Annotated in this window: 19 protein-coding genes; 4 read left to right on the forward strand and 15 right to left on the reverse strand. The window is 69.6% G+C overall.

The window, feature by feature from the left end; all coding sequences use genetic code 11:
• Positions 1–5: 5 nt before the first annotated feature.
• From BMY97_RS32835 to BMY97_RS47320, 10 genes are all read right to left on the reverse strand, one after another.
• Positions 6–359, reverse strand: a complete 354-nt coding sequence (locus BMY97_RS32835; protein ID WP_245787618.1) for a hypothetical protein — start codon at positions 357–359, stop codon at positions 6–8.
• A 187-nt stretch (positions 360–546) separates the two neighbouring features.
• Positions 547–1,155, reverse strand: a complete 609-nt coding sequence (locus BMY97_RS32840) for a DUF3558 domain-containing protein (RefSeq protein WP_091624595.1) — start codon at positions 1,153–1,155, stop codon at positions 547–549.
• 231 nt (positions 1,156–1,386) lie between these two features.
• Complete coding sequence (locus tag BMY97_RS32845) at positions 1,387–1,968, reverse strand: DUF3558 domain-containing protein (RefSeq protein ID WP_091624598.1); 582 nt, start codon at positions 1,966–1,968, stop codon at positions 1,387–1,389.
• Positions 1,969–2,104: 136 nt separating this feature from the next.
• Positions 2,105–2,566 (reverse strand): 50S ribosomal protein L9, encoded by a 462-nt coding sequence (gene rplI / locus BMY97_RS32850; RefSeq protein ID WP_091624600.1) that lies wholly within the window; start codon positions 2,564–2,566, stop codon positions 2,105–2,107.
• 11 nt (positions 2,567–2,577) lie between these two features.
• Positions 2,578–2,826, reverse strand: a complete 249-nt coding sequence (rpsR, locus tag BMY97_RS32855; RefSeq protein WP_009085242.1) for a 30S ribosomal protein S18 — start codon at positions 2,824–2,826, stop codon at positions 2,578–2,580.
• A 42-nt stretch (positions 2,827–2,868) separates the two neighbouring features.
• Positions 2,869–3,408, reverse strand: coding sequence for a single-stranded DNA-binding protein (locus BMY97_RS32860; RefSeq protein WP_091624603.1), 540 nt, complete (start codon positions 3,406–3,408; stop codon positions 2,869–2,871).
• 18 nt (positions 3,409–3,426) lie between these two features.
• Complete coding sequence (rpsF, locus tag BMY97_RS32865) at positions 3,427–3,780, reverse strand: 30S ribosomal protein S6 (RefSeq protein ID WP_091624606.1); 354 nt, start codon at positions 3,778–3,780, stop codon at positions 3,427–3,429.
• 115 nt (positions 3,781–3,895) lie between these two features.
• A complete protein-coding gene (locus BMY97_RS32870; RefSeq protein WP_091624609.1) occupies positions 3,896–4,792 on the reverse strand; it encodes a hypothetical protein in 897 nt (298 codons plus the stop codon).
• A 79-nt stretch (positions 4,793–4,871) separates the two neighbouring features.
• Complete coding sequence (locus BMY97_RS32875; RefSeq protein ID WP_177231651.1) at positions 4,872–5,765, reverse strand: hypothetical protein; 894 nt, start codon at positions 5,763–5,765, stop codon at positions 4,872–4,874.
• Positions 5,766–5,906: 141 nt separating this feature from the next.
• Positions 5,907–6,728, reverse strand: a complete 822-nt coding sequence (locus BMY97_RS47320; RefSeq protein ID WP_091624614.1) for a hypothetical protein — start codon at positions 6,726–6,728, stop codon at positions 5,907–5,909.
• Between the two features lie 110 nt (positions 6,729–6,838).
• Between BMY97_RS47320 and BMY97_RS32885 the strand changes: the two genes are divergently transcribed.
• Positions 6,839–7,612: a deoxyribonuclease IV gene (locus BMY97_RS32885; RefSeq protein ID WP_091624617.1), complete on the forward strand. Its 774-nt coding sequence runs from the start codon at positions 6,839–6,841 to the stop codon at positions 7,610–7,612.
• A 9-nt stretch (positions 7,613–7,621) separates the two neighbouring features.
• On the opposite strand, the gene BMY97_RS32890 is transcribed toward BMY97_RS32885, so the two are convergent.
• Positions 7,622–9,202: a glycosyltransferase family 87 protein gene (locus BMY97_RS32890; RefSeq protein WP_091624619.1), complete on the reverse strand. Its 1,581-nt coding sequence runs from the start codon at positions 9,200–9,202 to the stop codon at positions 7,622–7,624.
• Between the two features lie 36 nt (positions 9,203–9,238).
• On the reverse strand, positions 9,239–10,306 hold the full coding sequence (locus BMY97_RS32895) for an ROK family transcriptional regulator (RefSeq protein WP_091624622.1): 1,068 nt from the start codon (positions 10,304–10,306) through the stop codon (positions 9,239–9,241).
• A 55-nt stretch (positions 10,307–10,361) separates the two neighbouring features.
• Between BMY97_RS32895 and BMY97_RS32900 the strand changes: the two genes are divergently transcribed.
• Entirely contained in the window at positions 10,362–11,420 is a 1,059-nt protein-coding gene (locus tag BMY97_RS32900) for a Gfo/Idh/MocA family protein (RefSeq protein ID WP_091624626.1), read from the forward strand.
• Positions 11,421–11,525: 105 nt separating this feature from the next.
• On the opposite strand, the gene BMY97_RS32905 is transcribed toward BMY97_RS32900, so the two are convergent.
• The 3 genes from BMY97_RS32905 to BMY97_RS32915 form a co-directional block, all read right to left on the reverse strand.
• Positions 11,526–13,811 carry a transglycosylase domain-containing protein gene (locus BMY97_RS32905; protein ID WP_245787619.1) on the reverse strand — a complete coding sequence of 762 codons (2,286 nt, stop codon included), beginning with the start codon at positions 13,809–13,811 and terminating at the stop codon, positions 11,526–11,528.
• A gap of 482 nt (positions 13,812–14,293) precedes the next feature.
• Positions 14,294–16,930, reverse strand: coding sequence for a transglycosylase domain-containing protein (locus BMY97_RS32910; protein WP_091624632.1), 2,637 nt, complete (start codon positions 16,928–16,930; stop codon positions 14,294–14,296).
• Positions 16,931–17,291: 361 nt separating this feature from the next.
• Positions 17,292–17,693, reverse strand: a complete 402-nt coding sequence (locus tag BMY97_RS32915; RefSeq protein ID WP_091624634.1) for a DUF5318 domain-containing protein — start codon at positions 17,691–17,693, stop codon at positions 17,292–17,294.
• A gap of 249 nt (positions 17,694–17,942) precedes the next feature.
• On the opposite strand from BMY97_RS32915, the gene BMY97_RS32920 reads away from it, so the two are divergent.
• Complete coding sequence (locus tag BMY97_RS32920) at positions 17,943–18,488, forward strand: PadR family transcriptional regulator (protein WP_091624637.1); 546 nt, start codon at positions 17,943–17,945, stop codon at positions 18,486–18,488.
• A gap of 70 nt (positions 18,489–18,558) precedes the next feature.
• Entirely contained in the window at positions 18,559–19,647 is a 1,089-nt protein-coding gene (locus tag BMY97_RS32925) for an inositol-3-phosphate synthase (RefSeq protein WP_091624640.1), read from the forward strand.
• Positions 19,648–19,650 lie beyond the last annotated feature (3 nt).

Raw genomic sequence — 19,650 nt, forward strand, 5'->3', positions numbered from 1 at the left:
GCTGCTCAAGCTCCAGTCTGGTTCATCGCGTCGCGGTTCTGCTGCTCGGCGACGCTGATCTTGTTCTTCGCCGCCCGGAGCGCCATGAGGTAGTTGTTGGTGTAGTCGTACATGGCCTGGTGCTCGTCCTTCAGGGACTGGCCTGACGGATTGACGCCGGTCTCGACGAAGTTGCGACTGGCGGGCTCGTCGCCGGGCGGCAGCACCTCGGCGATCTCGGTCGCCTTCATCCGGTCGGTGCGCAGATCCGTGAGGAGGTCTTCCCACTTCTTGATGACCGAGTCGACCTCGTCGTCGCTGAACGCGTAGCCGCCGGGGCTCCCGTAGCCACCGACCATGATCGGTGCGACTGGCGGCATGTCGGACATCGCGTGTGGCCCCCTTTGACCGGCTCCCGCTCCCCATCCGGCGAGATCAGCACCTTGGATGGTAACTCAACGCGGTTGGTTCCCGCGCCCGGTTCGGAAACTGGAGAAAGCCCGGTCCGGCTGCTTGGTTACGCGCCCGAATGGGTGAACGCGGGAGCGGGGCGGCCCCGGGTGGGGGTCAGGCCGCGCCCTTGAGATGTTTGATCATCGCTTCCGCGACGTTCTGCGCGATGGCGCAGGTGTTCGATTTGGCGTCGTCGGAGGAGATCTGGGCGTTGACCGATACGGCGAGTTGGTCGGTGACTCCGACCCAGAGGCTGCAATTCCCCGAAGGGCGTCCGTCGTGCACATCGGTGAAGACGCCCGGGTACCCGGCAATCGTCGCGGGCTCGAAGTACGCGGCCTGCGCCTTCTGGGAGTAGATGTCGCTGATGCCGTTTTTGTTGACCGGTAGGGGCGAGATGAAGACGATGTTGCCGTCGTTCGACTTGGAGGCCCACTTGCAGTCCGCGGCAAGGCTTCCGTTGGCGGGTTCCCGCTTCGTGCCGGCGCCGGCGAAATTGAGCGCATCGAACTGGCTGGGCGCGATGACGGCGCAGGGGTTCGAGAGCAGGCCGCCGGTCGGTAGTGGGGCCGAGACCTTGAGGTTCGCGGCGACGTCGGCGCTCGTCGGACTAGGCGCGGCCGACGGTTTGTCGCCGCTGTCGGTCTTGGGGCTGCAGGCGGTGAGCACACACAGAGCGCCGAGGATGGCGCCGGTGAGTTGTACGGTGCGGGAGGTACGCACGAGAGTCCCCTCTTCTGTACTGAAGCGACTCGGATGCTAACGCAGCGTGGCTAGTGTTGCGCTGGTTTCGGATAACAGCAAAGTGGGGTGTCCCCTGGAGAAAGGGCGCGCCGTTTCAACGGTGGAGCAGGCGTCAGTTCGCGACAGCCTGTACATCGAGGTGGACGCCGATGGCGTTGGCCCCATTCCTATGAGGTGCCGCTTCTCCGGAGGCTCTCAGGCTCGTGGTGATCACGACTTCAGGTGCGTGATCATCGCGGTCGCGAACTTCTTCGCAATACCGCAGGGGTCAGTCTTGTTCGGGCCGCTCTGGATGTTCGGGATGACGGAGACCGCGAGTTGGTCGGTGACGCCGACCCAGAGTGTGCAGCTGCCCTGGGTGCGTGCGTCTTGGATGTCGGTGTAGATACCCGGGTAGCCGTTGACGTTGACGGGTTCGAAGTACGCAGCGCCCGACTTCTTGGTGTAGATGTCGCTGATGCCGCCGGTGTTCTGCGGCAGTGCCGTCAGTCCGACTTGGTTCACTTCCGTCGCCGAGGACTTCCACATGCAGCCGGGCAGGGTGCTCGTGCTGTCGTTCTTGCCGGGCGAGTTCAGGCCGACCTGGGCCGCTTCCGCGGTGGTCAGGATGCTGCACGGATCGCTGAGCAAGGCCTTGGTGGGCAGTGGTGCCGGTACCTTCGGGCCGTCGCCCGCTGAAGTGCTGCTTGGCGTCGAGGGCGGTGAAGTGGCTGTCGAGCCGTCGCAGGCGGTGAGTACGCACAGGGTGCCGAGGGCGGCGCCGGTGAGCTGCACGGGGCGGGAGATGCGCACGGAGAGTCTCCTTCACTACGGAAGCGACTCGGATGCTAACGCAGCGTGGCTTGGCCCGCCGCTGGTTTCGGAGAGCGACGAAAAGCGGGGCGCCCCCGAAAATTGGGGGCGCCCCGCTTTCGAAACGAGCAGTGCGTCAGTTCGCGACGGCCTTGACCTCGAGGCGAACGTCGACCTTGACGTCCGGGTGGAGGCGGGCGCCGACGGAGTGCTTGCCGACCGTTTTGATGTGGTCGCGCAGTTCCAGGACGCGCTTGTCGAGCAGGGGGCCGCCGGCGGCCTTGATTGCGTCGACGATCTCGCCGGCTGTGATGGAGCCGAAGAGCTTCTTCGAGCCCTCCGCCGCCTTGCCGGTCAGCGGGATCGCGCCGAGACCCTCGAGCGTCGCCTTGATTTCCTTGGCGTGGTCGAGGTCGCGGATGCGCCGGGACTCCTGTGCGCGCTTGATGGTGCGCACGTTCTTCTCGGCACCCTTGCTGGACGCGATCGCGTAGCCGCGGGGCAGCAGGTAGTTGCGGGCGTAGCCGTCCTTGACCTCGACGATGTCGCCGGGGCCGCCGAGGTTCGCCACGTCCGTGGTGAGAATGATCTTCGCCATGACGAGCCTCCTCAGCGGGCAGTCGAGGTGTAGGGAAGCAGGGCCATCTCGCGCGAGTTCTTCACCGCGATGGCGATGTCCCGCTGGTGCTGGCTGCAGTTGCCGGTGACGCGACGGGCACGGATCTTGCCGCGGTCGGAGATGTACTTCCGCAGCAGGTTGGTGTCCTTGTAGTCGATCGTCTCCGGGCGGCCCTTCTTCTCGGCCTTGCAGAAAACGCAGACCTTCTTCTTGGGCTTACGGATGGGTGGCTTGGCCACTGTGGTCTCCTGGAATCAAATCTTGGGTAATGAAATACGAGATCAGAACGGGGGCTCGTCGGCGAAACCGCCGCCGCCGCCACCTGCGGGGGGCGCGGAGCCCCACGGGTCGTCGGCGGGCGCGCCGCCTCCGCCACCGCGGTTGCCGCCACCGCCGCCACCGCCGTTGAAGCCGCCGCCACCGCCGCCGCCGAAGTCACCGCCGCCACCGCCACCGCGGCTGACCTTGTTGACCTTCGCCGTGGCGTAGCGCAGCGAGGGCCCGATTTCGTCGACTTCGAGCTCGACGACGGTGCGCTTCTCGCCTTCCTTGGTCTCGAAGGACCGCTGCTTGAGCCGGCCCTGCACGACCACGCGGGCACCGCGGGTCAGCGACTCGGCGACGTTCTCCGCCGCCTGGCGCCAGATGTTGCAGCGCAGGAACAGCGCCTCGCCGTCCTTCCACTCGCCCGACTGGCGGTCGAGGGTGCGCGGGGTGGACGCGACGGTGAAGTTCGCGACCGCCGCACCGGACGGGGTGAAGCGCAGCTCCGGGTCGGAAGTCAGGTTCCCGATCACCGTGATGACGGTGTCTCCAGCCACGGGTGGCGTCCCTTCGGATCAGGCCTTGGCGGCAGCGGGCGCAGCCGCAACAGCAGCAGCAGCGGGCTTGGCCGCGGCGCGCTTGACCTCGCGGCGCATGACCTTCGTGCGCAGCACGGTCTCCTGCAGCGACAGCTGGCGGTCGAGCTCCTTGACGGCGTCCGCGTCGGAGTTCAGGTCCAGCAGCGCGTAGATGCCCTCGGCGTGCTTCTTGATCTCGTACGAAAGGCGACGACGTCCCCAGACGTCAACCTTCTCGACGCTTCCGCCCGAAGTGCGGATCACGTTGAGGAAGTTGTCCAGTGTCGGGGCCACCGTGCGCTCGTCGAGCGTGGGGTCCAGGATGACCATTACCTCGTAATGGCGTGACATAACCACTCACCTCCTATGGGCTCGCGGCCACGGACTGTCCGTGGCAGGAGGGTTTGTCCAGGTAAGCGTACTCGGGGGCACCGACAGTCCCGCGCGGCGGGTCGCGCAGGCAGCGTCAGGCGGCCCGGCGCAGCACCCAGGTGCGGACCAGCCCGGCCGTCACGCCGGCGAGCACGATCACCGCGAGCAGCATCGGCAGCTGGACGTCGTTCGCGCTGCCCGGGGTCGCCAGCGACTCGGCGTTGCCGGCGTTGCGGATGTCCGGGCCCTGGCCCTCGCTGTTCTGACCGCCGAGCTGCGGGGCCGAGGCGTCACCGGGGAGGGCGCCGTTGGCCGGGTAGCGGATGCCGGGGGCGATCGCCGTGCCCGGCGTCGCGGTGGGGATGCCGTTGTAGTCGCGCTGCGGGGCGGTGCCGCCGTTGCTGCCCGGGACCAGGTTGGCGAGCGGGGAGCCGCCGGTGCCCGGGTTCGAGGACGAGCCGTTCGACGGGCTGCTGCTCGGCGCCGAGGACGACGGCGCGGTGTAGTTCGTGGCGAGCGTGGTCAGCGCGCAGGCCGACGCGACCTTGTTCTTGATCGCGGTCAGCACCTGGTTCTGGGTGCCGCTGGTGAGGCCGAGGCCGCTCGAGCCCTTCAGCGCGGTGGACACGACGGTGCCGATCGCGTCGCCGGCGATGGTGCCGCCCGCGGACTGCGGGATCTGCCCGACTTCGAGGTTTCCCTTGCCGGCGATGGTGTTCGCCAGCGCGTCCGGCCACACGGTGAGGAAGTTGAACAGGCCGACCTGCTCCTGCGCGGCCTGGCGGACGACGTCCTTCACCGAGGAGCCCGGCAGCGCGACGCTGTCGCCCATGCTGCCGCTCACCGAGCCCTTGCAGGTGCCGGCCAGCGTGGTCGCCGCCGAGGCGGTGCCGGAGCCGAGGAACGCGCCGCCCGTCACCAGGGCGGCCAGAGCGGTGACAGTGAGTGCTCGACGGGTTCTCTGCCAGGTGGGGGTCTTCCGCACGAGCACTTTCCTCCAGAGGTCCGGGGCGTCGGCCATTGTCACAGGAATAACGACCGGGACCTGCAAAAGATACTGGCGAGTCGGCCTAAACAGAAGCGGCCATTCGGCGGAGCACCCAGGTCCGCACCAGGCCCGCGCTGACTCCGGAGAGTGCCAGAACGGCGACCAGCATGGGCCAGTCCAACCCGTTCGTGTGAGAGTTGCCGTCGGTCGGTAGCGCCTCGGCCTGCCCGGCGTTCTGCACGCTCGCGCTGCCCGAACCCGGCCCGGCCGGGTTCGAGAGGCCGTACTGCGGCTGGTAACCCGGGATCTGGCTGCCGTACCGAAGCGCGGGAGACGGGGTGAACAGGCCGGCCATCGCCATCGGGATGCCGCTGTAGTCGCGCATCGGCGCGTAACCGGTGCTGTAGCCGAAGGGCAGGCTGGTGAAGTTCGGGAACAACGTCGACAGCGAGCCGGCACCACCGCCGGACGACGGCAGCAGCGGGCTGTTCGACTCCGGAATGGGGCTTTGACCGGCGGGCGCGCCACCTTGCGGGGCACCACTGTTCGGCGGCTGTTGCGGGCTGCCGCCGGGGCCGGGGCTCTGCGGTGCGGGCTTGCCCCCGCTGAGCGCGCTACCGAGGTCGCCGGTGGTCTTGCTCAGTCCGTTGGTGGTGCCCTGGACCGTCTGGTTGAGCGCACTCGCGGCCGGGGCGCCGAGCACCGGGACCGGCGCGACGACCGTGTCGACCACCTTCACGGTGACCTGGCACAGCCCGCCGAGCAGCCCGCCGACGAGGCTGGTCACGCCGTCCGTCACGGTCTTCAAACCGAAGGGCGTGGAAACGACGTCACCGGGCTTGACCGTGACGGTGTCCCCGCATTTCGCGGTGACGGTGTCCGCCGAGGCGGTGCCGGGCGCGGCGAAAACGGCCGACCCCGCCAGAACGAAGGCGGCGGCCCCCACCGCGGTGGCCCTCCGTGTCCGATGCTGCATGGTCGCCGACCCCTTCGCCGCATCCCGTGGAGCTTCTCTCCCCAGGACAACGACGGTAACGAAAACGAGTGACGCCCGCTCAGCCACCGATGTCAGGCATTCGGGTGGAAGCGGGCGTCACTCGTGGTGAGCAGGGCGGGGTCAGGCGGGCTTGCGGCGCAGCCAGGCGCGCACCAGCGCCGCGGCGACGATCGCCAGCGCGAGCACTGCGATCAGCATCGGCAGCTTCGCCGGCGGCGCCACGGCGGGCAGGGCCTGCGCGCTGCCGGACTTCTTCTCGTCGACCGTCGGGGGCTGGTCCGTCGGCACCTTGCCGGGGATGACCTGGGTGATCACCGGCGCCTGGACGAAGCTGGCGGGCAGCATCGCGGCGTTGGTGAACACGCCGGAGATGGAGTCGAGGCCGGCCAGCACGTCGCCGGGGCCGGTGGCCACCGGCTCGAGGCTGCCGCCGCCGGGGTTCGGGCCGCCCGGGCCGGGCTGGCCAGGACCAGGTTGACCCGGGCCCGGCTGTCCGGGGCCAGGGCTGCCCGGAGGCTTGGGCAGCGCGCCCTGGACGCCGCCGATCAGCGCCTGCGTGGTGTTGCCGACGCCGTTGGCCGTGTTCTGCACCACCGGGCAGACGGTGTTGCTCGCCGCGTCGCCGACCAGCGGGAGCTCGCCGGCGCCGAGGGTGCGGGCGACGTCGCCGACCGGCAGGTTCAGCAGGTTGTTCTGGCCGTCGGCCTGCTTCGACTTCGAGTCGAGGCCGACGGTGAGGCGGTTCGGGGCGTTGAGCGGGGCGCCCGCGTCGACGGTCAGGCCCTGGCCGGTCTTGCCGTTCTGCAGGGTGGCCGGGCAACTGCCGCTGATGGTGGGGCTGGTGTCCGCGGCGGCTGTCGCCGGGAGGGCGATCGCGGCGGACAGGACCGGTACCGCGGCGGCGATCCCCAACGCGGTGATCCGGGCGGCGTTCTTCCCCATACAAGCCCTCCGACGGCCCCAGACTGGATCACGGAACGCGCTCACGGTACTCCACGAGCGTGACGAACTGGGCCCTCCGGTGCGGATTCACTCGGGGGTAGCGTGCTCGCATGAAGATTGGCGCTCATGTCCGAGACGACGATCCGCTCGCCGCCGTCGCCGAGCGAGAAGCCGAGGTCGTCCAGTTTTTCCTGTCTGACCCGCAAGGATGGAAGGCGCCGAAGCCGCATCCGCACGGCGAAGCGATCAAGGCGGCACCCGTCGAGGTGTTCATCCACGCGCCCTATTTGATCAACGTCGCGTCGCTGAACAACCGCATTCGCATCCCATCCCGTAAGAACGTCACGCAGCACGCGGCCGGCGCGGCCGAGATCGGCGCGAAGGGGCTCATCGTGCACGGCGGTCACGTCACCGCCGGCGACGACGTCGAGGACGGTTTGGCCAACTGGCGCAAGCTCTTCGAGCGCGAAGCCGAAAAGGGCGGCTTCGCCGTGCCGATCCTGATCGAGAACACCGCGGGCGGCGAGAACGCGATGACCCGCGAGCTCGACGTGATCGCGCGGCTCTGGGACAAGGTCGGCGAGTTCGGCGCGGGCTTCTGCTTCGACACCTGCCACGCCTACGCCGCGGGCTGGGACCTGGCCGACGCCGTCGAGAAGGTCAAGGCCATCACCGGCCGGATCGACCTGGTGCACCTCAACAACTCCCGCGACGAGTTCGGCTCCAACCGCGACCGGCACGCCAACGTGGTCGAGGGCGACGGCACGATCGACCCCGAGGTGCTCGTCGAGGTCGTGCGCCAGGCCGGCGCCCCCGTGGTGGTCGAGACCCCGGGTGACGGGCAGGCCGCGGACATCGCCTACCTGCGCAAGCAGGTCGGCTGAGGCGACCCGTCACGGGCTTTCGGCGCGCCGGGGCGCCGCGTGCGCGGCCCTCGACGGGCGGCCGCGGAACCCCGGCAGCCGGACGCGGTCGCGCGTGCGTTCCAGGACGCCGCCGGCCGGGTCGTCGTCGCCGGAGAGGCGGACGAGGTCGGTGCGTGGCCGGTAGATCTCGCGGATCACCAGCACGCACAGCCCGATCACGGCGAGGTCGCGCACGACCACCGTGCCGAGGAACCAGCCCTCCGGCAGTCCTTTGTGGTCAGTGCCGAGGTAGTAGAACATCCGCGGCGCCCAGACCAGCGCGTCGAGCACCATCCAGCCGAGCAGCAGGCGCCAGCGCGGGATCGCGAGCACCGCCAGCGGCACCAGCCAGAGCGAGTACTGCGGGCTCCACACCTTGTTCGTCAGCAGGAACGCCGCCACCACCAGGAAGGCGAGCTGCCCGAGCCGCGGCCGGCGTGGGGCGGTCAGCCCGATGTACGCGATGCCCGCGCAGCAGGCCAGGAACAGCACCGCGACCACGATGTTGAGCCAGGTCGGCGTCTGTCCTTTTTGGAGTACGCCGTCGAAGCCGGTCCAGCCGGTGGCGTAGGAGAAGGCGTTGTAGAGCGAATCCGGGTCCATCGGCCGCAGGGTGTTGAGCCGGAAGAACTCCCACCAGCCGCGGGTCGCGACGAGGATGAACGGGACGTTCACGACCAGCCAGGCGAGCACGGTGAACAGCGCCGTTCTCCCCCACGCGCGCAGTTTCCCCGCGCGCAGGCAGAGCACGAAGAGCACGCCGAGCAGGAACAGCGGGTACAGCTTCGTGGCCGCGCCGAGGCCGAGCAGCACGCCGGCCACCTCCGGGCGACGGCGTGACCAGGCGAGCAGGCCGGCGGCGGTGAACGCCGTGGCGATGGCGTCGAAGTTCGTGAACGCGTGCACCAGCACCAGCGGCGAGGCCGCCACCAGCAACGCGTCCCACGGCCGGCGTTTCATCGTGCGGCCGGTCGCCCAGACCGTGACCAGCCAGGCGAGCGCGAGCCAGAACGCGGAGATGTCGAAGTAGATCGCCACCGGCAGCGCGCCGGGCAGCCAGCCGGAGTCGGCGAGCGAGAGCCAACCCGCCGCCAGTTTCGCGTTGACCCACTGGAAGAGCCCGCTGACCACCGGGTACTCCATGTACCGGGTCTGGTTTTCCGCGGTCTGCGTGTCCTCTTTCCACGAGGAGACGTACGGGAACGTGTGCGGGTCGTTCAGCCGCTCGGAGCTGTAGAGCGGGACGATGTCGGAGTAGCACATCGCGACGAACGGGCGCCCGGCCCGCCAGTCGAGCTGGTTGGTGCCGCTGGAGTCGGTGTACTGCTGGATGCACGAGGCCTTGCCGAACCAGCACAGGACCAGTGCCAGCATCGCGACCGCGAGGCCGACGCGCTGCGGTGACCAGAACCAGTGCCTGCCGATCGCGGCGTGCTCGCCCAAGGGGCCGCCCAGCGGTCTCGTCGCCGCGGCCGCCAGCGGGTCGGTCCAGCTGGGCACTATCCGCTCGGCTGGGGTCAGCGTGCGGGGAGCCGCGTCCGGCTCTTCGTCGGTGGCTTGGTCGGGCACGCCGCGGATGTTATCGGTACGCAGGTCAGGAGCCTGTCATTTCGGCGTTTCGTAGAACCCGGCAAGCACCTCGAATGCCCCGCCCAAGGCCACCGCGTCCTCGCTCAAGGTGCTCAGCTCGACGTCGATCCGCTGCCAGTGCGGTACCGGCAGCAGCTCGCGCAGCTCACCGGCGACGGTGTCGCGGTAGACCTCCGGGGCGGCGCGCACGGCCCGGCCGAACAGCACTATCCGCTCCAGGTCGAGCACCTGGACCAGGTCGGCGAGCCCGATGCCGAGCAGTCGCGCGGCCTCCTCCGTGGTGGCCGCGGAGTTGTGCAGCACCTCGACGCAGCCGCGCCGGCCGCACGCGCAGCGCGGGCCTTCGTAGGCGATCGTGGTGTGGCCGAACTCACCGGCGTTCGTGCGCGGCCCGCGGTAGACCCGCCCGTCGACCAGCAGCCCGACGCCGATCCCGGTGCCGACGAGCACCACGGCCGCGGACGGCACGCTCTCCTGCGGCCAGGCGTGCGCGAACGCCGCGGAATTGGTGTTCTTGTCGAGCGTGACGGGCAAGCCGGTGCGCTCGGCCAGCAGGTCGCGCAGCGGAACGTCGTGCCAGCCGGGCATGTTCGTGGCGTCGCGGACCCGGCCCTCGAGGTGATCGAGGGGGCCCACCGCGCCGACCCCGAGGCCCAGCACGCGCGCCGGGTCGACGTCGGCGAGCAGCTTGCGGGCCGCGTCGGTGAGCGCGGTGACGGCCTGCTCGGGCGTGAAGCCGACGGGCAGCGGGCCCTCCACGACGGCCTCGACCCCGCCGATCAGGTCGGTGCGCAGCACACGGAACTCGTCGCGGTCCAGCTGGGCGCCGAGGGCGCACCGCGCCGACGGCCGGATGCGCAGCTGCGTGCGCGGCTTGCCGACGCGGGTGGACGGCTGGCGTTCGACGTCCAGCAGCTCCGTCTCCAGCAGCTCGGTCACGATCTTCGACACCGCTTGCTGGGTCAGCCCGCTACGCTCGGCGAGTTCCACGCGGCTGAGGCCGCCGGAGCGCAGGATGTGGCCGAGCAGCATGGCCCGGTTGTGCCGCCGCAGCCCGCGCAGGTTGACCCCGGATTCCGTCATCCGGTGATCTTCGCAGAGCTGGCTAGTTTCGCAACAGTGTTGTTTAATAGGCCGTATGGCTGACTTACGAGTGGGGATCCTCGGCTACGGCATCGGCGGCCGCGTCTTCCACGCGCCGCTCGTCGCGGCGACCCCGGGTCTGGCGCCCGCGGCGATCGTCACCTCGAACCCCGAACGGGCCGCGCAGGCCCGCGCCGAGTACCCGGGGGCCGACGTGCTCCCCGGGCCGGACGAGTTCTTCGCCCGCGCGGGTGAGCTGGACCTGGTGGTGGTCAGCACCCCGAACCGGACGCACGTGCCGCTCGCCCTCCGCGCGATCGAGCTGGGCCTGCCGCTGGTGGTGGACAAGCCGTTCGCGCCGACCGCCGCCGAGGCGTCGCGGGTCGCCGACGCGGCGAAGGCCAAGGGCGTCGGGCTGACGGTGTTCCAGAACCGCCGCTGGGACTCGGACTTCCTGACCGTGCGCAAGGTGCTCGAGTCCGGCCGCCTCGGCGACGTCTTCCGCTTCGAGTCGCGTTACGACCGCTGGGTGCCGAAGGTCAAGGACAACTGGCGCGAGTTCGGCGACCCCGCCGAAGCCGGTGGCCTGCTCTACGACCTGGGCGCGCACATCGTCGACCAGGCGCTGCAGCTGTTCGGGCCGGTCGCCGAGGTGTACGCGGAGGTCGACCGCCGCCGCCCCGGCGTGGCCGTGGACGACGACGTGTTCGTCGCGCTGCGCCACGACAACGGCGTCCGCTCGCACCTGTGGGCCTCTGCGCTGGCCGCGACGCGCAACCCGCGCTTCCGTGTGCTGGGCGAGCAGGCGACGTTCACCAAATACGGCCTCGACGTGCAGGAGCCCCAGATCAAGGACGGCCTCCGCCCCGGTGACGAGGGCTGGGGCGTCGAGCCAGCCGCCGACGCGGGCTCGCTGGGCGTCGACGACGCCACCGAAACCGTTCCGACCGAAGTCGGCCGCTACCAGGACTTCTACGCTCAGGTCCGGGACGCTCTGAGCGGCGACGCGCCGTTCCCGGTCGACCCGGCGAGTTCCGTCGAGACCCTGCGCGTGATCGAGGCCGCGCACCGTTCGGGTGCGGAAGCCCGTGCGATCAGCCTGTCCGAAGGCTGACCCCAGTACCGGCCGTGGTCTTGGCGACCCCCAGCGACGAGACCACGGCTTCCTCCGAAAAATGGGGCGCCCCACCGGATTTCGGTGGGGCGCCCCATTTTTCCGTTATTGGTTGCCGGGGTTCGGTGGTCCGCCCGAGTCGGTCGGGCCGTTGGTCTGGCTGTGCTTCGGGGGCTTCGGAGTGCGCGACGGCTGGTTCGGGTTGTTGCCCGGGTCCCCCGTGGGCTGGTCGCCCGTGTTGGTCGGCGGCGTGGTCGGGTCGCCCTGGTTGTCCGGCGGCGGGGTGTTGGTGTCGGACGGTCCGTCGGACGGGGGCGCGGCCTCGCCGATGAGGGGCACGTCGTCGAACTTCTCGCTCGGCTTGCCCGCCAGGTAGGCAGTCATGAACTTCTGCCACAGGGGGCCCGCGATCGTGGACCCGAAGATCGGCGAGTTGTTCTTGCCGTGCAGGTTCTGGTCGCCGTCCGCGCCGACCCAGGCCGCGACCGAGACCGACGGGGTGTAGCCGACCATCCAGGTCTGGGCGTTCGCGTCGGCGGACCAGGCCGGCTCGTTCGCCCGCTTGGTGTGCTGCTGCGTGCCGGTCTTGCCGGCGCAATCGTGACCCGGCGGGCACTTCAGGTGGGAGAAGTCGATCACCGGCTTCAACGCCTTGGTCACGTTGCCGGCGATCTGCTTGCTCAGATCGGCGTCGCCGGCGAAGGCCGGCTTGCCCGCACTCGGCGTGGCCTCGTACGCGATCTCGTTCTGCGCGTTCGTCACCTTCAGCACGAAGTGCCGGTCGCGCTGGACGCCGTTCGCCGCGAACGTCGAATAGCCCGCCGCCATGTCGGCCGGGGTGATCCGGGTGTCGCCGCCGCCGAGGGAGATGTTGTTGTCCTTGGTGGAGATCTCGGACTTGCCGCCGTCGCTGGTGGTGCGGACGCCCGCCTCCTGCGCGGCCTGCTCCACCGGCACCTGGTGCGTGACGTTCAGGACCATGTCGTAGAACACCGTGTTCGCCGAGCGCATCATCGCCTCGGCGACGGTGCACTGCGTCGAGCAGCTGCTGCTCGGGCCGGCGTTGCGGACCTTGCGCCCGTCGAACACCCGGTTGTTGGACCCGTCGAAGGTCTTGTTGATCCCGTTGCCCATCTTGAGGAACGCGGTGAGGTCGTACGCCTTCATCGACGAGCCCGGGTTCTGCGGGGTGTCGGCCCAGTCGCGCGCGGCCTGCTTCTGGCCGTTCACGTCGACGGTCACCGGGCCGCCGTAGTACGCCAGCACGCCGCCGGTCTTCGGGTCGATGGCCACCAGCGCGTCGAGCAGGCGGTCGTCCACCTGGTCCTTCAACACGTCGGTGGCAGCCTGCTGGGCGGCGTCCTGCGCCTTCTTGTCGATCGTGGTCTGCACGGTGTAGCCGCCGGAGTAGTACTTGTCGTCCGGGATCCCGTGCTGCGTCATCTCCAACCGCACCTGGTCGGAGATGAAGCTGTACGGCGCGCCCGAGTCGCCCTTCGAGTCCGCCAGCGAGATCGGCGTCGGGAACTGCGCGCTCGCCCGCTGCTGCTGGGTGATGTAGTGGTTTTGCAGCATGCGGTCGAGCGCCGTGTTCCAGCGGCCGGTGGCCACCTTCGTGTTCTCCGACCGGCCAGGCTGCTGGATCAGGCCCGCGAGCAGCGCCGCCTGGGAGTAGTCGAGCTGGCTGACGTCCTTGTGGAAGAAGGCCTGCGAGGCCGCGCCGATCCCGTACGCCCCGCGTCCGAAGTAGATGATGTTCAGGTACGCGGTGATGATGTCCTGTTTCTCGTACGTCTGGTTCATCTTGAAGGACTTGGCCAGCTCGGTCCACTTGCGGGTGAGCGTGGGCGCGTCGTTGTCCGTGGCCTTCTTGATGTACTGCTGCGAGATCGTGGAGCCGCCGCCGCTGCCGCCGGTCACCTGGTTGTAGACGGCGCGCAGGATGCCCGTGACGTCGAAGCCGGAGTTGGTCTCGAACGACGCGTCCTCCGTCGCGATCACCGCGTGCTTCACGATGTCGGGGATCTGTTGCGAGGTCAGGATCTGCCGGTTGCCGCCGGAGGGCACGTCCTTGCCCATCGGGCTGCCGTCGGCGTAGAGGTAGGTGACGGCCTGGCTCTGCGTCGAGGCGACGCTCTGCGGCGAGGGCACGTCGACGCTGAAGTAGGTGATCACGAACGCGATCGCCGGGATCACGATGAACAGGCCGACAAACGCGTACAGCGAGCGCCGGATGATCTTCCAGCGGCGCTTCTTGCGCTGCGCGGCGGTGAGGACCGGTCTGCCCTTGGCGTCGAGTTCCGGCTCCTGCAGGAAGACGTCGTCGGGGTCCAGCGGGTCGTGGTCCCGAGCGCCGGTGTCCACAGTGCCGTTGTGCACGTGATGGGTCATCAGCTCGGGCTCGTGGTACGGCCCCTGCGGCGGCGGGCCGGGACGGCGGCCACCCGGCGGCGGCTGCCGGAAGCCGGGCGGCGGGGTGCCGGGCCGGCTCGGCTGGGCCCGCGGCGGCCGCGGGCCCGGGTTCTGGGGTGGCCGGGGGCCGGGGTTCTGTGGCGGTCCGCCCGGATTACGAGCCCACGGCGGCGTTCCCTGACCTCCGGCGGGGGGCTGACGCCGCGGGTCCGGATCCCGGTCGGGCCACGATCGGGTGCGGTCGTCGTTCACGTGCGGATCCTCCGTCAGGATTCGGGCGTGCTGCGGGCGCAGTGCCCCTCTCCTGGAGAGGACGCGCGTGCCGGGGGGCAGGTTCACTCACACGCGTGACTCTTCTGAAGTGTGCCCGGCCGGACACGCTGTGGCGTCACCGGTGCCGGACGCACGAAGGCTCCCCCTCGACGAGATGAGGGGGAGCCTTCGCAGGTCGGGTCCGGGCGCTACCCGGTCGGGCCTCTCGGTGGCTTGCCGCCGGCCCCGAGCCCGTTGCCGCCGCCGCCCGGCGGGTTCGGGTTGCCGCCACCACCGCCGAACAGCGTCGGCCGGGTCGGGGACTCGGAGACGCTCTTCGTCTCGGACGTCGTGGGCGTCGAACTGGACGTCGAGGGTTGGGTCGACGGCGGGGCGTCGCTGGTCGTCGCCACCCGGCTGCTCTGCGAGGTCGACGTGACCACCGTGCTCGCGTCCTTGCCGATCGGCTGGACCTTGTCGAACTTCTCCGCCGGCTTGTCCTTGAGGTAGGCGGTCATGAAGTCCTGCCACGTCGGACCGGCGATCGTGGCACCGAAGATCGGCTTGTTGTTCTTGTCGTGCAACGGTTTGTTGCCGTCGCCGCCGACCCACACCGCGGCCGAGATGGACGGCGTGTACCCCACCATCCAGGTCTGGGCGTTGCGGTTGTTGTACGAAGCCGGCACGTTCTGCCCGTGCGGGTCGAACTGCTGCGTGCCGGTCTTGCCCGCGCACTCGTGGTTCGTCGGGCACTTCAGGTGGGATTCCGCGATGACGGGCCCGAGCGCGTCGGTGACGTTGCCCGCGATCTGCTGGCTCTTCTGCGCGTCGGTGTCGAACGCCGGTTTGCCCTGGTCGGTCGTGTTGTCGAACTCCACCTCGTCCTGGGAGTTCGTCAGCTTCGCGACGAAGTGCTGCTGGTGCCGGACCCCGCCGGAGGCGAAGCTCGAGTAGCCCGCGGCCTGGTCCTCCGGGGTCAGGGCCGTCTCGCCACCGCCGAGCGCGATGTTGGCGTCGCTGATGCCCAGCCGGGCCTTGCCGTTCGGGGCCGCCTGGACGCCGGCCTCCTTCGCGGCTTCCGCGACCGGCGCGGGCTTCGTCACGTTCAGCACCATGTCGTAGAACACGGTGTTGGCCGAGACCTCCATGGCCTTCTTGACCGTGCACACCGGGCCGCAGCTGGCACTCTCACCCGCGTTGCGGACGACGCGGCCGCCGAGCTGCCGGTTGTTCGTCCCGTCGAACGTCTCGCCTAGGCCCTTGCCCATCTTGAGGAACGCGGTGAGGTCGTACGGCTTCATGGACGAGCCCGGGTTCTGTGGCGTGTTCGCCCAGTCGGTGGCCACCTGGTCCTTGCCGTTGCTGTCCTTCACCGTGGACGGGCCGCCGTAGTAGGCGATCACCCCGCCCGTTCTCGGGTCGACGGCGACCAGAGCTCCCAGGATGTCGGGGTCGGTTTGCCCCTGCATGTTGTCCTGCACGGCCTGGACCGCCATGTTCTGCGCGGCCGGGTCGATCGTGGTGTAGATCTTCGCGCCGGTGGCGTACAGCTTGTCCTCGTCGTAGCCCTTGGCCGCCAGCTCCGCCAGGATCCGCTGCTGGATGTGGTAATCCAGCGTGGCGTTGTCCTTCTGCTTCTGCGAGCCCTTCGGGATCAGCGTCGGGAAGGTCGCGGCGGCGCGGTCGGCCTGCGAGAGCCAGTGGTTCTGCACCATCTGGTCGAGCACGTACGTCCAGCGCTTCTTGGCGTACGTCTGGTCTTCCGAGCGGCTCGGCCCCTGGATCAGGCCGGCGAGCAGCGCGGCCTCCGACGGGTTGAGCTGGCCGACGTCCTTGCCGTAGTACGCCTTCGCCGCCGCGGCGATGCCGTTCGCGCCGCGTCCGAAGTAGACGATGTTGAGGTAGCCGGTGATGATGTCCGATTTGGACGTCGTGTTGTTGAGCTTGAACGACTTCGCCAGCTCGGTCCACTTACGGGTCAGCGTGGGCGCGTCGTTCGCCGTGGCCTGCTTGATGTACTGCTGCGAGATCGTCGAGCCACCGCCGGTGCCGCCGGTGACCTGGTTGAACGCCGACCGCGCGATGGCCATGACGTTGAACCCGGAGTTGGTCTCGAAGGTGGCGTCCTCCGCCGAGTACACGGCGTGCTTCACCACGTCCGGCACCTGGTTCGGCTGCAGCAGCTCGCGGTCGCCGCCCTCGGGGACGTTGCGGCCCATCACCGTGTTGTTCGCGTACAGGAAGGTGATCGGCTGGCTCTGCAACGCCTTGACGTCCTGCGGGGAAGGAACCGTCACCGCGAAGTACGTGATGACGAACGCGATCGCCGGAACCACCACGAACAGGCCGAACATCGCGTAGAGGACGCGCCGGATGATCTTCCAGCGGCGTTTCTTGCGCTGCTTGGGCGTCAGCGGCGGCTTGATCGGGTTGCCGTCCTCGTCGAGTTCCGGCTCGTCCTCGAAGTCCTCGTCGTCGGCGTACTGCGCGAGCTGGTGGTCTTGGTCGTACCGGTCGTCATACCGATCGTCGTACGGGTCGTAGCCGAAGCCGTCGTCGGTGCCGTTGTGCACCGCGTGCGTGATCAGCTCCGGCTCACGGTCCGGATAGGACGGATCCGGGGAGTACGGCGGCGGGGGCGGCATCGGCCGGCCCTGCGGCGGGCGGCGGTTCGGGCCGGAGGGGCCGCCCGGTCCCTGGCCGTTCGGTCCCTGGCCGTTCGGGCCCTGGCCCGGCGGCGGTGGCTGGCGGAAGCCCTGCGGCTGGCTGTTCGGGCCCGGCTGGCCGTTCGGGCCCGGCGGGCGGTTGCCGGGGGGCGGCGGTGGCGGCTGGCGGCGCGGCGGCATGCCGGACTGCGTCCGCCCGTCCACCGGCGCCTGGGGACGCTGTGGCGGCCGGCGGCGCGGGGGCTCGTCGGACGAGGGCCACTGCGGCTCGTCTCCGCTCGGCCACTCGGGACCGCCGCCGTTCGCGGCCGGACGGCGGGGAGCGCCGTTGCCGCGGGGCGGGTTCGGGCGCTGGGGACGGCGGGGGGCCTCTTCGCCCGGCCAGGCCGGACCGGGGTCCTCCCCCGGCCATTGGGCGCGGCGAGGTGCATCTGGCTCCTGGCCGGGCCAGGAGCGGTTGCGATCGTCGGTCACGAATGGGCCTCCCAGGCCGGCGTCCGGGGACACGCCGCCCTGCGCTCTGCAGCGGTTGTGGTACTCGTCACTGGCCCGCGGTCCTTCGCGGACGGGTGGGCTGGGGCTCACCCGTGCCGAGGACGTAGGACAGGACCAGGTGATTCCAGTGGCACGTCCGGCACACTTCCACGTCGTAGACGGTGAACTCGCCGAACATCCCCGCCATGCGGGTCAGCTCGTCGGGTGTCCTCGCCGATCCCGAGACGTGCTTGAGTTCGTCGCCGTAGACCCAGGACACCAGGGTCAACGGCGTCCGGCGGCACATCGGGCAGGCCCGTTCTTCCGGTCTGCCGTGGAACTTCGCCGCACGGAGCAGGTACGGGGTCGCGTCGCAGACTTCGTGGTCGCCGACGCGTCCGGAGCGGACGCCGGCCAGCAGCGCTCTGCGCTGTAAGGCGTAGTCCACTACCTGCCGCTGGTTTCGCACGAAGGACAGAGTACGGGCTCTTGCTGTGTGCGTGGTGCCCCCGGCACGAGGGCACGGTGGGCGACCGGACGGACACGCCGGTGATTCGATAACTGTCTGATGACTTTCGCCCCGCTCTGACCTCGAACGGGGGTTAGTTCCGCCACTTCGATGTATCGGCGCGATATAGTCGGCCAGTAGGTTGACCGAGCCGATCGACGTTGTGGCCAACGTCGGCGGCCGTGGTTTGTTCCCGTGAGGGGGTGCGGAGTGCTCGAGCTCGCGATCCTCGGGTTGCTGCACGAGGCGCCCATGCACGGGTACGTGCTGCGCAAGCGTTTGCACGAGACGCTCGGGACACTCCGGACGTTCTCGTACGGCTCGCTGTACCCGACCCTGCGTCGGTTGCTGCGGGCCGGCTACCTCGTCGAGGAGCTGGACGAGGCGGACGACCGGGCCTGGTCCCGGCGCGGCCGCCGCGTCTACAAGCTCACCGCCGAGGGCAAGGAGCGGTTCGCGGAGCTGCTCGGCGACGCGGGTCCGACGACCTGGGACGACGAGGGGTTCGGCGTCCACCTGGCGTTCTTCTCGCGGACACCGGCTGACGTCAGGATGCGCATCCTGGAAGGTCGGCGCCGCCGCGTGGAGGAGCGTCGCGAGGGTTTGCGCGACGCGCTGGGACGGGCCGAGGAGAAGATCGACCGCTACACCCGCGAGCTGCACCGGCTGGGGCTGGAGACCAGCGAGCGGGAGGTGCGCTGGCTCAACGAGCTGATCGCGCACGAACAAGCCGAGCAGCGCGGCCCACAGGAGTAGGGGCGCGCCGATCGGGCCGCAGCGTGGCGGCAGACCTGCATTTGAAGGAACGGATTAAGGAGAAACCGGCATGGGCGAGAACCGCCGCGTTCGGGTGGCCATCGTGGGCGTCGGCAACTGCGCCTCTTCGCTGGTCCAGGGTGTCCAGTACTACCGCGAAGCGGATCCCGGCACGCGCGTGCCCGGTTTGATGCATGTCCAGTTCGGCGAGTACCACGTGCGGGACATCGAGTTCGTCGCCGCGTTCGACGTGGACGCGAAGAAGGTCGGGCGCGACCTCTCGGAGGCGATCTTCGCCAGCGAGAACAACACGATCAAGATCGCGGACGTGCCGCCGCTGGGCGTCACCGTGCAGCGCGGGCACACGCACGACGGCCTCGGCCGCTTCTACCGCGAGACGATCGAGGAGTCCGACGAGTCGCCGGTCGACTTCGTCGCGGCCCTGCGCGAGGCGCGGGTCGACGTGCTCGTCTCCTACCTGCCCGTCGGCTCCGAAGTGGCCGACAAGTTCTACGCGCAGGCCGCGATCGACGCCGGCGTGGCGTTCGTGAACGCGTTGCCGGTCTTCATCGCGTCGGACCCGGAGTGGGCGAAGAAGTTCACCGACGCGGGCGTCCCGATCGTCGGCGACGACATCAAGTCCCAGGTCGGCGCCACCATCACGCACCGCGTGCTGGCGAAGCTGTTCGAGGACCGCGGGGTGCAGCTCGACCGCACGATGCAGCTCAACGTGGGCGGGAACATGGACTTCCTGAACATGAAGGAGCTGGAGCGGCTCGAATCGAAGAAGATCTCGAAGACCCAGTCCGTCACCTCGCAGGTCGACCGCGAGCTCGGCAAGGGCAACGTCCACATCGGACCGTCGGACTACGTGCAGTGGCTCGACGACCGCAAGTGGGCCTACGTCCGGCTCGAGGGCCGCGCCTTCGGCGACGTGCCGCTGAACCTGGAGTACAAGCTCGAGGTCTGGGACTCGCCGAACTCCGCGGGCATCATCATCGACGCCGTGCGCGCCGCGAAGATCGCGCTGGACCGCGGCATCGGCGGCCCGATCCTGTCGGCGTCCTCGTACTTCATGAAGTCGCCGCCGGAGCAGTACGACGACTCCACCGCGCGTGACGCCGTGGACAAGTTCATCCGCGGCGAGCTGGAGCGCTAGCGA

The organism is Amycolatopsis saalfeldensis, from assembly GCF_900110575.1.
Taxonomy (GTDB): Bacteria; Actinomycetota; Actinomycetes; order Mycobacteriales; family Pseudonocardiaceae; genus Amycolatopsis; species Amycolatopsis saalfeldensis.